The 14,042-nt window shown below is 72.9% G+C and carries 13 protein-coding genes; 10 read left to right on the forward strand and 3 right to left on the reverse strand.

All coding sequences use genetic code 11. The features are described from left to right. Nucleotides 1-90 precede the first annotated feature (90 nt). Entirely contained in the window at nt 91-858 is a 768-nt protein-coding gene (locus ASG88_RS22150; protein WP_056889676.1) for a class I SAM-dependent methyltransferase, read from the forward strand. Nucleotides 859-877: 19 nt separating this feature from the next. Here ASG88_RS22150 and ASG88_RS22155 read toward each other — a convergent pair whose 3' ends face one another. Further along, complete coding sequence (locus ASG88_RS22155) at nt 878-2,389, reverse strand: ATP-dependent DNA ligase (protein ID WP_056889627.1); 1,512 nt, start codon at nt 2,387-2,389, stop codon at nt 878-880. 62 nt (nt 2,390-2,451) lie between these two features. Between ASG88_RS22155 and ASG88_RS22160 the strand changes: the two genes are divergently transcribed. After that, nucleotides 2,452-3,075 (forward strand): hypothetical protein, encoded by a 624-nt coding sequence (locus ASG88_RS22160; RefSeq protein ID WP_056889628.1) that lies wholly within the window; start codon nt 2,452-2,454, stop codon nt 3,073-3,075. Between the two features lies 1 nt (nt 3,076). Here ASG88_RS22160 and ASG88_RS22165 read toward each other — a convergent pair whose 3' ends face one another. Beyond that, entirely contained in the window at nt 3,077-3,961 is an 885-nt protein-coding gene (locus ASG88_RS22165) for a tryptophan 2,3-dioxygenase (RefSeq protein ID WP_056889629.1), read from the reverse strand. A 39-nt stretch (nt 3,962-4,000) separates the two neighbouring features. On the opposite strand from ASG88_RS22165, the gene ASG88_RS22170 reads away from it, so the two are divergent. From ASG88_RS22170 to ASG88_RS22180, 3 genes are all read left to right on the forward strand, one after another. Further along, nucleotides 4,001-4,954, forward strand: coding sequence for a DNA-3-methyladenine glycosylase family protein (locus tag ASG88_RS22170; protein WP_056889630.1), 954 nt, complete (start codon nt 4,001-4,003; stop codon nt 4,952-4,954). A gap of 96 nt (nt 4,955-5,050) precedes the next feature. Continuing rightward, nucleotides 5,051-6,760, forward strand: a complete 1,710-nt coding sequence (locus ASG88_RS22175) for an FAD-dependent oxidoreductase (protein WP_056889631.1) — start codon at nt 5,051-5,053, stop codon at nt 6,758-6,760. Continuing rightward, complete coding sequence (locus ASG88_RS22180; RefSeq protein ID WP_056889632.1) at nt 6,757-7,644, forward strand: hypothetical protein; 888 nt, start codon at nt 6,757-6,759, stop codon at nt 7,642-7,644. The genes ASG88_RS22175 and ASG88_RS22180 overlap by 4 nt, the downstream gene beginning before the upstream one ends. On the opposite strand, the gene ASG88_RS22185 is transcribed toward ASG88_RS22180, so the two are convergent. After that, the gene (locus ASG88_RS22185; RefSeq protein ID WP_056889633.1) at nt 7,604-8,848 is read right to left on the reverse strand and encodes a phospholipase D-like domain-containing protein; all 1,245 of its coding nucleotides are present in this window, start codon (nt 8,846-8,848) and stop codon (nt 7,604-7,606) included. The two genes, ASG88_RS22180 and ASG88_RS22185, sit on opposite strands and share 41 nt — an antisense overlap. 80 nt (nt 8,849-8,928) lie before the next feature. On the opposite strand from ASG88_RS22185, the gene ASG88_RS22190 reads away from it, so the two are divergent. The 5 genes from ASG88_RS22190 (at nt 8,929) to ASG88_RS22210 (ending at nt 14,020) form a co-directional block, all read left to right on the forward strand. After that, the gene (locus ASG88_RS22190; protein ID WP_056889634.1) at nt 8,929-9,513 is read left to right on the forward strand and encodes a dihydrofolate reductase family protein; all 585 of its coding nucleotides are present in this window, start codon (nt 8,929-8,931) and stop codon (nt 9,511-9,513) included. A gap of 77 nt (nt 9,514-9,590) precedes the next feature. Further along, the gene (locus ASG88_RS22195) at nt 9,591-10,739 is read left to right on the forward strand and encodes a hypothetical protein (protein WP_157559901.1); all 1,149 of its coding nucleotides are present in this window, start codon (nt 9,591-9,593) and stop codon (nt 10,737-10,739) included. 54 nt (nt 10,740-10,793) lie between these two features. Beyond that, nucleotides 10,794-12,920, forward strand: a complete 2,127-nt coding sequence (uvrB, locus tag ASG88_RS22200) for an excinuclease ABC subunit UvrB (RefSeq protein ID WP_056889636.1) — start codon at nt 10,794-10,796, stop codon at nt 12,918-12,920. Between the two features lie 46 nt (nt 12,921-12,966). Next, nucleotides 12,967-13,476 carry a hypothetical protein gene (locus tag ASG88_RS22205; protein ID WP_056889637.1) on the forward strand — a complete coding sequence of 170 codons (510 nt, stop codon included), beginning with the start codon at nt 12,967-12,969 and terminating at the stop codon, nt 13,474-13,476. 1 nt (nt 13,477) lies between these two features. After that, nucleotides 13,478-14,020 (forward strand): hypothetical protein, encoded by a 543-nt coding sequence (locus tag ASG88_RS22210; RefSeq protein WP_056889638.1) that lies wholly within the window; start codon nt 13,478-13,480, stop codon nt 14,018-14,020. Nucleotides 14,021-14,042: the final 22 nt, after the last annotated feature.

Here is a 14,042-nt window from a genome sequence, read left to right on the forward strand (position 1 = left end):
ACGGCTGTGACGGCCGTCGCGGCGGGGCGCGGGGCCGATGCTTCGAGCGGCACCGGGCCCGTGGCCGCTCCTTCGGGGGAGACTGTGCAGGTGTCCGAGGACCGCACGGCCGAGATCGCCTGGAACCGTGAGCTCTGGGCGATCGTGAACGAGCGCTTCACGGACGGGGCGGCCGAGAGCATGTGGCGCCGGCCGGAGGTGGTGTGGGGTCTGTTCGCCGCACCCGAACGAGAGCTCCGGGTCCTCGGTGACGTGCGCGGCCTGGACGTCCTGGACCTCGCGTGCGGGACGGCGTACTTCGCCGCCTGGCTGACACGTGCGGGCGCGCGACCGGTCGCCCTGGACCTCTCGGGCGAACAGCTCGCCACGGCGCGTGGCCTCCAGACGAGGCTCGGTCCCGGCTTCCCCCTCGTCCAGGGCGATGCCGAGCGAGTGCCCCTGGCTGACGGACGCTTCGACCTCGTCGTGAGTGAGCACGGGGCGGCCGCCTGGTGCGACCCCGCACGCTGGCTGCCCGAGGCGGCGAGGCTCCTGCGGCCGGGTGGGCGCCTGGTCTTCCTGACCAACAGCACCCTCTCGACGCTGTGCGTCCCGGCGGACGGCGGGGTGGCGGGGGACCGGCTGCTGCGCGGCCAGCGCGAGACCCACCGGGTGCAGTGGCCGGGAGGAGGCTTCGAGTTCCATCCCTCGCACGGGGAGTGGGTGCGCGAGCTGCGCGCCGCCGGCTTCGTGATCGAGGCCCTGCACGAGATGTACGCACCGGCGGACGGCCTCGACCACCCGTTCTACGAGATCGTGTCGCGGGAGTGGGCGACCCGCTGGCCGGCCGAGGAGCTGTGGGTGGCGGCCCGGGCGTGACGGCGCCGCGTGCCCCGGGTCAGAGGAGCGCCCGCACGTCCTCGATGGTGTCGGCCTCGTGGGCCTGCTTGTCGTCGCGGTAGCGCAGCACCCGGGCGAAGCGCAGCGCGACTCCACCGGGATAGCGGGTGGAGCGCAGGAGGCCGTCGAAGGCGATCTCGACCACCTGCTCGGGGCGGACGTGGACGACGTACGCGCTGCGGTCGGTCGGTGACGTGGCGAGCCCGGTGAAGCGCTCGGTCTGCCAGGCCAGCATCTCGTCGGTCATCCCCTTGAAGGTCTTGCCGAGCATCACGAACCCGCCCTCGGGGTCGCGGGCCCCGAGGTGGATGTTGGACAGCCAGCCCTGGCGACGGCCGCTGCCCCACTCCACGGCGAGCACCACCAGGTCGAGGGTGTGCACGGGCTTGACCTTGATCCACCCGGCGCCGCGCCGGCCGGCCTCGTAGCGGGCGTCGAGGTCCTTGACGACGACGCCCTCGTGGCCGGCAGCGAGGGTGGCGGCGACGAACTCCTGGGCGGCCGCGGGGTCGTCGGTGACCAGGCGGCCGACGCGGTGCTGCTCGGGGACGAGGGCGTCGAGGGCGTCGAGCCGCTCGCGGCCGGGCTCGTCGAGGAGGTCGCGCCCGTCGACGTGCAGGACGTCGAAGAAGTAGGGCACGACCACGCCGCCGCCCGCGGCCTGGGCGGTGCGTGACGACGTCTCCTGGAAGGGGCGGGGGCGCCCGTCGTCGGCCAGCAGGAGCGCCTCGCCGTCGAGCACGAAGTGCTGCGCGGGCAGCGACCGGGCGATCTCGACCACCTCGGGGAGCCGTCCGGTGATGTCGTCCAGGCTGCGGGTCACCACCAGGACGTCGTCGCCGGCGCGGTGCACCTGGATCCGGATGCCGTCGAGCTTGGCGTCGATCGCGACCGGGGCGCCGGCCATCTTGTCGAGGGCGGCGGTGACGTCGGGGGCGCTCGAGGCGAGCATCGGCAGCACCGGGCGACCGACCTCGAGGCCGATGGCGGACAGCGCCTCCTCACCCCCCTCGAAGGCCGCGACCGCGGCGGCGAGCGTGCTGCCCGCGAGCATCGCGGCGCGGCGTACGGACGTCAGCGGGACCTCGGCGACGACGGCGACCGCCTCTTGGACCTGGGCGTCGAGGGCGCCCTGGCGCACCTCGCCCGTGACGAGGCCGCGCAGCCAGGCCTGCTCGTCGGCGGTGGCCCGGCCGAAGAGGTCGGCGACGGCGGCCTTGCGGGCGGCCTGGGAGCCGGCGCCGGCGATCTCGCTGATCGCGTCGAACGCCTCGTGGACCTCGCTGACCGTCAGCGTCGGCGCTGAGGCAGGTGCTGGGAGGTCGCTGACCCCACGCCAGCCCAGGCCGGTGCGGCGCTGGCGCAGGGTGCCGCCGAGGTAGGACACCACCGTCTCGAGCTCGCCGGGCTCCGCCAGCCGCAGCGCCTCGGCCAGCGACGCGGCCTTGGCCTTGCGGGAGCGCGTGGCGCTGACGGCCTGCGAGGTGGCGACGAGGTCGGCGAGGAGCATGGGCCCATCCTGCCGCGCACCACCGACACCGCACCTCACCCGACGGGTGGCACGATGCGGGGGTGCGGGGCAGACGGTCGAGGGTCCGCGAGCGCTTCGCCGGACGGATCGCCGGCGTCGGCAGCGCGAGCGGCGTACGCGTCGTGGTCGGCCGCTGGGACGACGGTCCGTGGGGCGCCTTCGCCGACCTGATGGTCGAGGACGCCACCGGTCACCGGGTGCTGGTCGCCCCCGACGAGCGGGTGCGCGACTTCGTGGCCGCGACGTACACCTTCGACGAGGTCGTCCTCGCGCCCGTCGAGGTCACCGACACCGCACACGGCTGGCACGTCGCCTCCCGGCCGCTCGACCTCGACCTCACGGTCGGCGGGCCGACCCTGCTGGGGACGCTGCTGGGTCTCGTGCCCCGTCGGGTGGCCACCTCGCCCGCCTGGTGCACGCTCACCGACCCCGTCGCCCGGGTCGTCCTGCGCGGCGTGCGCACCCGCGGGACGGCGGGTCAGGAGCGTCGCGAGTGGTACGGCGCGACGTCGGTGCGTGCGGTGACGTCGCTGCGGGGCACGTGGCGGGGCGAGGACCTCGGTGCGCTGGCGCCGGTGGACCCGCCGTGCCGCTTCGGCTTCTCCTCGACCCCGCGGCGGCCGTCGGTCACCGCCGTGGTGACCACCATCGAGCGGACCCGCTGAGCTACTCCCCGACGCGGGTGCGGACCGCGAAGAGCTCGGGGAAGAACGTCAGGTCCAGCGCCCGGCGCAGGAAGTCGACGCCGCTCGAGCCCCCGGTGCCGACCTTGTGGCCGATGGTCCGCTGCACGACCTGGAGGTGGCGGAAGCGCCACTGCTGGAAGTTGTCCTCCACGTCGACCAGCTCCTCGCAGGTCTCGTAGACGCCCCAGTGCTCGGCCGGCGCGGCGTACACGGTGGCGAAGACGTCCACCAGCGCGGGGGAGAGGGTGTGCGCGACGGTGACGTCGCGGTCGAGGACGTCGGCCGGGACGGCGTACCCGTGGCGGGCGAGGTAGCGGAGGAACTCGTCGTACAGCGACGGCTCGGCGAGCAGCGCCGACAGGGCGTCGTACGCCGCGCGGTCGTGGCCGAAGACGCGCACCATGTCGGCGTCCTTGTTGCCGAGGAGGAACTCGACCTCGCGGTACTGCGCGGACTGGAAGCCGGACGACGTGGCCAGGAAGGGCCGGATCTCGGCGTACTCGCTGGGTGTCAGGGTGGCGAGCACCGCCCACTGGTCGGTGAGCACCCGCTGGATGTGCTTGACCCGCGCCAGCCGCTTGAGCGCCGGGGCGAGGTCGTCGGTGCCGAGCAGGTCGCGGGCCGAGCGCAGCTCGTGGACCATCAGCTTGAGCCACAGCTCGCTGGTCTGGTGCTGGACGATGAAGAGCAGCTCGTCGTGCTGCGGCGGGTCGCTCTGCGGTTGCTGGGCGGCGAGGAGCAGGTCGAGGCGCAGGTAGTCGCCGTAGGACATCTGGCTGCTGAAGTCGCGCTCGATGGTCGGCTCGATCTCGCGCCGGTTGGCAGCGTCGCCGGTCCCGGTCCGGCCTGCGTCGGATTCACCCATGGCAGGAACGTAGTCGGTGCCGTCGTCTACCGTCGCGGTGTGGGTGAGGCACTGACGCGGGAGTGGCGGCCGGACTGGCCGTGCGCCGCGACGGCGGTGCTCGCCCAGCAGCGCCGTGGGGCCGGCGACCCGACCCAGCGCACCGACCTCCGCGGCCGGGTCTGGCGAGCCACCCGCACCCCGGACGGGCCGGCGACGCTCCGCGTCGAGCAGGACGCCGGTGACGGCCTCGTGGTCGGGACCGCGTGGGGTCCGGGCGCGGCGTGGGTGCTGGAGACGATGCCGTCCCTGCTCGGCGCCGACGACGACCCCACCGGCTTCGAGCCCCGCCACCCTGCGGTCGCCGAGGGCTGGCGGCTGCGCCCGCACTGGCGCCTCGGCGCCAGCCGGCGCGTGATGGAGGCGCTGATCCCTTCGATCCTCGAGCAGAAGGTCACCGGCAAGCAGGCGTTCGGGGCCTTCCGCCAGCTCGTGCTCCACCACGGTGATCCCGCGCCCGGGCCGGCGGACGTCGTCGGTGAGCTGCGGCTCCACGTCCAGCCCGCGCCCGCCACCCTGGCGATGGTCCCGTCGTGGGAGTGGCTCCGGCTCGGGGTGGAGCCCTTCCAGTCCCGAGCCCTCGTCACCGCCTGTCGGGTCGCCGACTCCCTGGAGCGGCTTGTCGACGTGGGCACCGACGAATTCGACCGCCGGCTGCGGTCGCTGCCGGGGCTGGGCGTGTGGACGAGCGCCGAGGTGCGCCAGCGGGCCCTCGGTGATCCCGACGCCGTCAGCTTCGGCGACTACCACCTGGCCAACCACGTCGGCTGGGCGCTCTTCGGCCACGACATCACCGACGAGGAGATGGCCGAGGCCCTCGAGCCCTACCGGCCGCAGCGCGGGCGGGCCGCGGCCCTGGCGTGTGCCGGGGGCCGGACACGGCCACGGAGGGGCCCGCGGATGAGCGTGCCGACCCATCTCCCGACCCGCGGCACCGGGCGTCGCACACGCTGATCCGGGTGCACCCGGACCACCAGAAATGGGGTCGCTCGGCCCCGGCCCCGCGAGTAGCGTCGAGCGCACGACTGGAGGCGCCGAGGGAGGGCCACCGTGGACGACGTCGAGCCTGTCCTGCTGCTGGCCACCACCGACCCCGCCTCGCGCGCGGTGATCGGCTCGGAGCTGCGCCGGCGCTACGGCACCGACTACGAGGTGGTCGTCTGCGCCGACTACGCCCATGCCCGGGCCGTCCTCGAGGGCCTGCGCCGCTGGGGACGACAGGTCGCCCTGGTCATCGGCTGCTACGGGCCCGGGGACCGTGACGGCCTCGACTTCCTCCGGCGTGCCTACGGCCTGCACCCGTCCGCCAAGCGGGTCATCGCCGTGGTGTGGGGTGACTTCGAGAGCACCTCGACGGTGTTCGCGGCCATCGCCCACGGACACGCCGAGCTCCTGGTGCTCAGGCCCGAGCGGCCGCGCGACGAGGAGTTCCACGGCGCACTCACGGACGCCCTCGACGACTGGCACCTGGCCCAGGGCATCGGCTTCGAGGCCGTGCGCCTCATCGGCGAGGAGCGCGACGAGCGCACCCACATGCTGCGCGACACCTTCGGCCGCAACCACATCCCGGTGGGCTTCCACCAGGTCGGCACGGAGGCGGCCGCACGGATGCTGGAGAGCCTCGGGCTGGAGGACCCGGCCCTGCCGGTGGTGGTGCTCGCCTTCACGTCCCCGCCGACGACCCTGGTGGCGCCCACCGACCTCGAGATCGCCGACGCGTTCGGCCTGACGCGGCCGCCACGGGCCGACCACGTGTACGACGTCGTGGTCGTGGGCGCCGGTCCCAGCGGGCTCGCCGCGGCCGTCTACGCCTCGTCGGAGGGGCTCTCGACCCTCGTGGTCGAGCAGCAGGCGGTCGGCGGCCAGGCCGGCACCTCGTCGCTGATCCGCAACTATCCCGGCTTCTCGCGCGGGGTGTCCGGCGCCCACCTCGCCTTCCGCTCCTTCCAGCAGGCGTGGGCCTTCGGGACGGAGTACTTCTTCATGCGCCAGGTGCAGGGCCTGGGCGCCGAGGGGGACGTGCGCACGGTGTCGATGTCCGACGGCAGCGTGGTGCGGGCCAGGAGCGTGGTCATCGCCACCGGGGTCGACTACCGCCGCCTCGAGGTGCCCGAGCTCGAGTCGCTCGTCGGCCGCGGGGTGTTCTACGGCGCGGCCGTGGCCGAGGCCCCCTCGATGACGGGGCAGGAGGTCTACGTCGTGGGTGGCGGCAACTCCGCCGGCCAGGCCGCGCTCCACCTCGCGCGCTACGCCCGTCAGGTGACCCTGCTCGTGCGGGGACCGTCGCTGGCGGCGAGCATGTCCGACTACCTCATCGCCCAGCTCGAGGCCACCCGCAACGTGGCGATCCGCTACCACGCGGCCGTGGTCGGTGGGCGCGAGGCGGACGGCTGCCTGGCGGGGCTGACCGTGGGCGACACCCGGGCCGACCCCCGGGACGGCGAGCCGGAGGAGGTCCCCGCCGCCGGGCTCTTCGTGCTGATCGGCTCGGTGCCCCGCACGGCGTGGCTGCCCGCGGAGGTGATGCGCGACGAGGCCGGCTTCGTGCGGACCGGTCCGGACCCCGCGGACGCGGCCGGGATGGCGCAGGGCCGGGCCCGGCTGCCGCTCGAGACCAGCATGCCGGGAGTCTTCGCCGTCGGTGACGTGCGCGCCGGGTCCATCAAGCGGGTCGCCACCGCGGTGGGGGACGGCGCCACCGTGATCGCCCTGCTGCACGGCTACCTCGCTGCCCACCCGGTCGCAGGCACCCCCGCATGACCGGCCGCGACCTCGCCGTCGTCACCCCGATGCGGGTGATCCTGGTCGTCGCAGCGGGACTCGTGTTCCTCGCCGGCCTCCAGCTGACCGTCTTCCCGCTGCGCACCGCCGACTGGTTCGCGTGGACGATCGACGTGCCGATGACCGCCGTCTTCCTCGGGGCGGCCTACTGGTCGAGCGCGGTGCTGGAGGTCGCCGGCGCCCGGTCGCCCGGCTGGGGCCGGGCCCGCCTCACCGTGTGGACGGTGCTGGTCTTCACCTCGCTGACCCTGGTGGTGACGCTGATCCACCTCGAGGCGTTCCACCTCGGCCCCGGCCACCCGGTCAGCGCCCGGGTCGTCACCTGGGGGTGGCTGGCGATCTACGCCGGCGTGCCGGTCGCGATGCTGGTCGCGCTCGCCATCCAGGCGACCTCACGGACCCCGGCGCCGCGCTCGGCGCTGCGGCCGCTCCCGGCCGGGCTGCGGGCGCTGCTGGTCGTGCTCGCCGTCGTCCTGCTCCTGGGTGGCGTGGCGCTGCTGGCCGTGCCGGGGTGGGCGTCCGGGGGGTGGCCCTGGCCGCTCACCGACCTGACCGCCCGTGCCGTCGGGGCGTGGCTCGTCGGGCTCGGCTGGGCGGCCGCCCATGCCCGGCTCATCGACGACGTGGACCGGGTGCAGCCGCTCGGGCAGACGGGTGTCGTCTTCGTCGTGCTCGAGGCGATCGCCCTGCTGCGGTACGGCGACGCGCTGGACTGGTCGGGTCGGCCCGCGGTGGTCTTCGTCCTCGTCCTCGGGGGGATCGGCGCGGCGGGTGCCTGGATCCTGCTGCTCGGCCGCGCGGGGCGGCGTACGGGCCAGGGGTTCAGAGCAGGGGACGCAGTGGCGCGAGGACGAACTCGGTGAACTTGCGGTGCAGGTCGCGCGCCTCCCACTCGCCGAGCGTCAGCTCCAGCGAGTTGGACTCGTCGGTCAGGAAGATCTCCTCGAGCACCACCGCCATCGCCTCGTCGATCACCTCGACGTTGATCTCGTAGTTGCCCTGGAGGCTGAGCCGGTCGACGTTGGCGGTGCCGACGGTGGACCAGTTGCCGTCGATGGTGGAGGTCTTGGCGTGCACCATCGCGTCGCGGAAGCGCAGGATCCGCACGCCGGAGTGCAGGAGCTGGCCGAAGTAGCCGCGCGAGATCCAGTCGGCCACGATGTGGTTGGACTTGAGCGGCAGCAGCAGCCGGACGTCGACACCGCGGCGCGACGCGTCCTTGAGGGCGTCCACGAAGTCCTGGTCGGGGATGAAGTAGGCGTGCGTCATCCAGATGTTGCGGGTGGCCCGGTTGATCGCGTCGAGGTACATCGACCGGATCGGGAAGACCCACAGCCGGGGCACGTTGCGCGCGAAGCGGATCCGCGGCTCCCAGACCGACGCCGTCTCGAGGAGCAGGGGGCGCTCGCTGCGGCCGATGCGCTTGCGGCGGTTGAGGTTCCAGAAGTCGGCGAACGCGCGCTTGAGGTCCCACACGCCGGGACCGGTGATCCGCACGTGGGTGTCGCGCCACTCGGTCGCGTAGGCCGTGCCGATGTTGTAGCCGCCGACGAAGCCGACCTCCTCGTCCACGACCAGGATCTTGCGGTGGTCGCGGCCGTAGCGGCGCAGGTCCCAGAACTTCAGGCCGGCCGAGTAGACCGGGTAGCGCAGCACCTTGACCGACGCCGGGAAGCTGAGGAAGCGCGGCGAGACGACGAGGTTGGCGAAGCCGTCGTAGATGCAGTAGACCTCCACCCCCCGCTCCGCGGCGTCGATGAGCGCGGCCTTGAAGCGCTCGCCGACCTCGTCGCCCTTCCAGATGTAGGTCTCGAAGAGGACCTGCTTCCGCGCGCCGTCGATGGCGGCCAGCATGTCGTCGTACAGGTCCTGACCGAAGGTGTACGTCGTGAGCGTGCCGTCGCCGACCTCGACGCTCTGCGGCGGGGTGACCGGGAACGGCTTGGGCTTCTTGCCGCGGCGGCGGTAGGAGTCGACGAGCGAGAGCGCGATGGCGAAGAGGAACTGGAAGGCCACGACCGACAGCAGCGTCCGGCGGACGACGGTCAGCACACGGGCGGCGGTCACACGCACAAGATAGCGACGGCGGGCCAGCGGTGTGCGGGGGCCGGTCCGGTCGACGCGACCCGCGCTGGCAGCATGGCGCCATGCGCCGACTCGTCTACCTCGTCGCCGTCACGCTCGACGGCTTCATCGCCGGCCCCGAGGGTGGTGACCCCAGCGGGAGCGACGCCTTCCCGGTGACGCCGGACCTCGTGGAGCACCTCGTCTCGACCTACCCCGAGACCCTGCCCGGCCCCGCACGCGCGGCGATGGGCATCGAGGGACCGGGCCGGCACTTCGACACGGTGGTGGAGGGACGGGCGTCGTACGAGCTCGGTCTGGCTGTCGGTCTCGACGACGCGTACCCGCACCTGCGCCACCTGGTCGTGTCGAGCTCGCTCGCCGGTCGCACCGACCTCCCGGTCGAGGTCGTCCCCGGGGATCCGGTGGGCCGGGTCCGAGAGCTCAAGGCGGAGGAGGGGCTCGACATCTGGCTGGTCGGCGGCGGCACGCTGGCGCACGCGCTCCTGCCCGAGATCGACCGGCTCGTGCTCAAGGTCAACCCGACCGTCCTCGGCGCGGGCATCCCGCTCCTCGCCGGCCCGGAGACGCACGCCCGCTTCACCCCCGTCGACCAGGTCGACCTGGCCGGGGGAGTCCGGGTCGTCACGCTCGACCGGGTGCGCTGACCGGCGCCGGGGAACGCCGCGGCCACCACGCTCGTCCGACGGGTGTGCGCCGTCGCCCCGCTGTCTCCGTCCTCGGGTTGCTGCTCCCGCTCCTGCTCGCCTGCGGGACCGACCGCGTCGACGCGCCCGAGCCGGGCGGCTCGGTCCCGGCCGGTGAGGGATGGGTGCGTCTGCCCGATGCGCCGCTGTCGCCCCGCAGCCGTTCGGTGGTGGAGGGCGTCGGGAGCAATGTGGTCGTGGTCGGTGGGTGGGAGCTGCTGTGCCCTCCGATGGCGGACTGTCCCTTCCCCGAGGAGCCCATGCTCGCGGACGGTGCCGTCCTCGACACCCGGACCGACGAGTGGTCGCCGATGGCCGCCGCGCCGTTCGGCCTGGTGGGGGACCACCGGCAGACCGTCGCCCTGGGCGGCTCCCTGTTCACCGTGTCCGGGTGCCGCGCCGGCATGGGGTGCGCCGGCCCACCCGAGCTGCTCGAGTACGACGTGGCGGCCGACCGCTGGCACGAGCACGGTCGGGTGCTCGGGACGCGGACGTCGTACCTCGCGCTCGTCCCCGTCGGCGACCGGATCGTCGTCCACCGTGTCTCGGACGAGCAGGGCCGGTCGCCGGACCTGGTCTTCGACCCCGGGTCGGGGGCGTGGGAGAGGCTGCCGGACGACCCGCTGCCCGAGGTCTACGACCGCTTCGCCGTGGCCGTCGGGGAGGACCTGGTGCTCGCGGGATCACCCGCGGCGGCCCTGGACGACGGTGGGGTGCCCGACACCAAGATGCTGGCCCGCCTCGACCTGGCGACGGGGACGTGGACGCGGCTCACGGACGCGCCCGGTCCCGGCTACCAGCTGTGGGCTGCGGGGGGCGGGCTCCTGCTCAACGGTCACTACCGGCCCGCGTGGCTCCTCGACCCTGCGACGGGGCGCTGGAGCGACCTGCCCGTCCTGGACGGCGACGGCGGGGTCGACCTCTACGGCGTCGTGGACGGCAACGACTCGACGTACGAGCTCCCCTCGGTCGGGGCGCTGGGCAGCGAGGGGCGGGCGCGGCTCTACGACGTCGCCTCGGGTGAGTACCTGACCGTCCCGGCGCCACCGGGCCGGGAGGAGGTGTACGACGACGCCTCGACGGCGGCGGGGTCCTCCCTCTTCGTCTTCGGTGGGCAGGAGTGGTCCGGTTCCCGGGAGGGGACGCTGCTCCATGACGCCTGGCTGTGGACCCCGCCGGAGGGGTGAGGGAGGGCCCTCGCTGCCGAGGCCGTTGTCGGTGGTCGGTCGTAGGCTCGACGCATGCGTCCAGTCACAGACCTCGAGCGCCGCGTCGCCCCCTTCAAGGTCGTCTCCGACTACACGCCGTCGGGCGACCAGCCGGCGGCCATCGAGGAGATCGCCGAGCGCATCCGGGGTGGTGAGCAGGACATCGTGCTGCTCGGCGCGACGGGCACCGGCAAGACGGCCACCGTCGCCTGGGTGGCCGAGCAGCTGCAGCGCCCGATGCTGGTGCTCCAGCCCAACAAGACGCTCGCCGCACAGTTCGCCAACGAGCTGCGGATGCTGTTCCCCGACAACGCGGTGGAGTACTTCGTCTCCTACTACGACTACTACCAGCCCGAGGCCTACGTCCCGCAGACGGACACCTACATCGAGAAGGACTCCTCCATCAACGAGGAGGTCGAGCGGCTGCGGCACAGCGCGACCAACAGCCTGCTGACCCGGCGCGACGTCATCGTGGTCAGCACCGTCTCGTGCATCTACGGCCTCGGCACCCCGCAGGAGTACGTCGACCGGATGCTGCGGCTGCGGGTCGGCGAGGAGCACGACCGTGACTCGATCCTGCGACGCCTCGTCGAGATCCAGTACACCCGCAACGACATGTCCTTCACCCGCGGCACCTTCCGGGTCCGCGGGGACACCCTCGAGATCTTCCCGGTCTACGAGGAGCTCGCGGTGCGCATCGAGTTCTTCGGCGACGAGGTCGAGCGGCTGATGACGCTGCACCCGGTCACCGGCGAGGTCATCACCGAGGACCAGGAGCTCCACGTCTTCCCGGCGACCCATTACGTCGCCGGCCCGGAGCGCATGGAGCGGGCGATCAAGGGCATCGAGCTCGAGCTCGAGGACCAGCTCGCCACCTTCGAGCGCCAGGGCAAGCTGCTCGAGGCGCAAAGGCTGCGGATGCGCACGACGTACGACGTCGAGATGATGCGGCAGGTCGGCTCCTGCTCCGGCATCGAGAACTACTCGATGCACATGGACGGCCGCGCCCCGGGCTCGGCGCCCAACACCCTGCTCGACTACTTCGCGGAGGACTACGTCCTCGTCGTCGACGAGTCGCACGTCGCCGTGCCGCAGATCGGCGGGATGTACGAGGGCGACATGTCCCGCAAGCGCAACCTCGTCGACCACGGCTTCCGGCTGCCCAGCGCGATGGACAACCGACCGCTGCGGTGGGAGGAGTTCCTCGAGCGGATCGGGCAGACGATCTACCTCTCCGCGACGCCGGGCAACTACGAGCTCGACAAGGTCGGCGGCGTCGACAACACCGTCCAGCAGATCATCCGCCCGACGGGACTCATCGACCCCGAGGTCGTGGTCAAGCCGACCAAGGGCCAGATCGACGACCTCATCCACGAGATCCGCACGCGCTCCGACAAGGAGGAGCGCGTCCTGGTGACCACGCTGACCAAGAAGATGTCGGAGGACCTCACCGACTACCTCCTCGACGCCGGCATCCGCACCCGTTACCTCCACTCCGAGGTCGACACGCTCAAGCGCATCGAGCTGCTGCGTGACCTGCGGCTGGGGGAGTACGACGTCCTGGTCGGCATCAACCTGCTGCGTGAGGGACTCGACCTGCCCGAGGTCTCCCTCGTGGCGATCCTCGACGCCGACAAGGAGGGGTTCCTGCGCTCCGACAAGTCGCTGATCCAGACGATCGGCCGCGCGGCCCGCAACGTCTCGGGCCAGGTCCACATGTATGCCGACAAGATCACCCCGTCCATGGAGGCGGCGATCGACGAGACCAACCGGCGTCGCCAGATCCAGGTGGACTACAACACCGAGCACGGCATCGACCCGACCCCGCTGCGCAAGAAGATCGCCGACATCACCGAGATGCTCGCCCGCGAGGACGAGACCACCCAGGAGCTGCTGCAGACCTGGGCCGACGTCGGGCAGAAGGGTCGCGCCGGGGGAGTCAAGGCCAAGTCCCCGACCCCGTCGCTGTCCAAGCTCCACTCCGACCTGCCGGACACCGCCGGGATCCCCTCGGCCGACCTGGCCGAGCTGATCCAGGGCCTCACCGACCAGATGAAGACCGCGGCCGCCGAGCTGCAGTTCGAGGTCGCCGCCCGCCTGCGCGACGAGATCAGCGAGCTCAAGAAGGAGCTGCGCCAGATGATGGAAGCGACCAAGTAGGCGGGCCTGCACCCGGACCGGGCTCGGTTGCTGCCACCATGCGTGCATGAACCGCCGCACCAACATCGGGCTCGCCGTCCTGGTGCTCCTCCTCGGTGCCGTGTTCGCGGTGCTCGTCGTGCGCGACCCGGACACCTCGCTCGCGGCCACCCCGGCCGCCACCGATGACGCGGCGAGCCGGCAGGGCGCCGCCACCCGGACCGCCGCGGCCCAGGTCGAGGCCTTCCTGGACATCGACCACACCTCCGTCGAGGCCCAGCTGGGGCAGATGCTGGAGGGCACCACCCAGGACTTCCGTCGCCAGTTCGCCGAGCAGGTCCGCACGATCACCGCGGAGGCGGAGCGGCGCCAGTCCTCGGCCGACGTGACCCTGCTGGGTGTCGGGCTGACCTCCTTCGCCGACGACGCGGCGACGGTGCTGGTCGCGGCCGACACCGAGGTCACCAGCACGGTCGGCGGCGGCACCGAGCGGCGTACCGTCCCCTGGCGCATCCGGGTCGACCTGGTCCGGGACGGGGACCGCTGGCTCACCGACGGCCTGCGGTTCGTTAACTGACATGGCCGACGAGACCCCCCAGCGCTCGGCGCTCGCCAGCCCCTGGCTGACCGCGGTCCTGCTGCTCGCGGCCCTGGTGCTCGGCTCCCTCGCCGCGCTGGAGGCGTACGACGACCGGTCGCGGTCCACGGTCGCCCCGGAGGCCGCCCGGGTGCGCGCCCTCGGCGAGGTCGCCCGCACGCGCCTCCAGGACCTGGCCTCGCGGTCGGCCGAGGACGTGCTGTCCTACCGACACGACACCTTCGACGAGGACGTCGAGTCCACCTCGAGGCGGCTCACCCCTGAGTTCGCCACGGAGTACGCCGCCGCCATGGAGCGGGTGCGCGCCGACACGATGACCGACGAGATCGACCAGCGGGCCACCGCGGTGGCGTCGGGGGTCGTCTCCGCGAGCGACGCCCGGGCCGAGGTGCTCGTGTTCGTCAACCAGGAGACGACGGCGGGCACGACGGGCGCCCGCCGTGTCGAGCGCAACCGCCTCGTGGTGCAGCTCGAGCGAGACGGCGGCGCGTGGACCGTGGCCGGGGTCACATCGCTCGGCTAGGTTGGCTGCGTCTTGTCGGCGA

It is taken from the genome of Nocardioides sp. Soil777 (genome assembly GCF_001428425.1).
GTDB classification, from domain to species: domain Bacteria; phylum Actinomycetota; class Actinomycetes; order Propionibacteriales; family Nocardioidaceae; genus Nocardioides; species Nocardioides terrigena.

Bases quoted from the DNA above. Each gene is read 5' to 3' on its own strand.
- ASG88_RS22155 (WP_056889627.1), bottom strand. From the start codon at position 2,389: ATGCTCCTCGCCGACCTCGTCGCCACCTCGCAGGCCGTCAGCGCCACG.
- ASG88_RS22165 (WP_056889629.1), bottom strand. From the start codon at position 3,961: ATGGGTGAATCCGACGCAGGCCGGACCGGGACCGGCGACGCTGCCAAC.
- ASG88_RS22180 (WP_056889632.1), top strand. From the start codon at position 6,757: ATGACCGGCCGCGACCTCGCCGTCGTCACCCCGATGCGGGTGATCCTG.
- ASG88_RS22190 (WP_056889634.1), top strand. From the start codon at position 8,929: ATGCGCCGACTCGTCTACCTCGTCGCCGTCACGCTCGACGGCTTCATC.
- uvrB (WP_056889636.1), top strand. From the start codon at position 10,794: ATGCGTCCAGTCACAGACCTCGAGCGCCGCGTCGCCCCCTTCAAGGTC.
- ASG88_RS22205 (WP_056889637.1), top strand. From the start codon at position 12,967: ATGAACCGCCGCACCAACATCGGGCTCGCCGTCCTGGTGCTCCTCCTC.
- ASG88_RS22210 (WP_056889638.1), top strand. From the start codon at position 13,478: ATGGCCGACGAGACCCCCCAGCGCTCGGCGCTCGCCAGCCCCTGGCTG.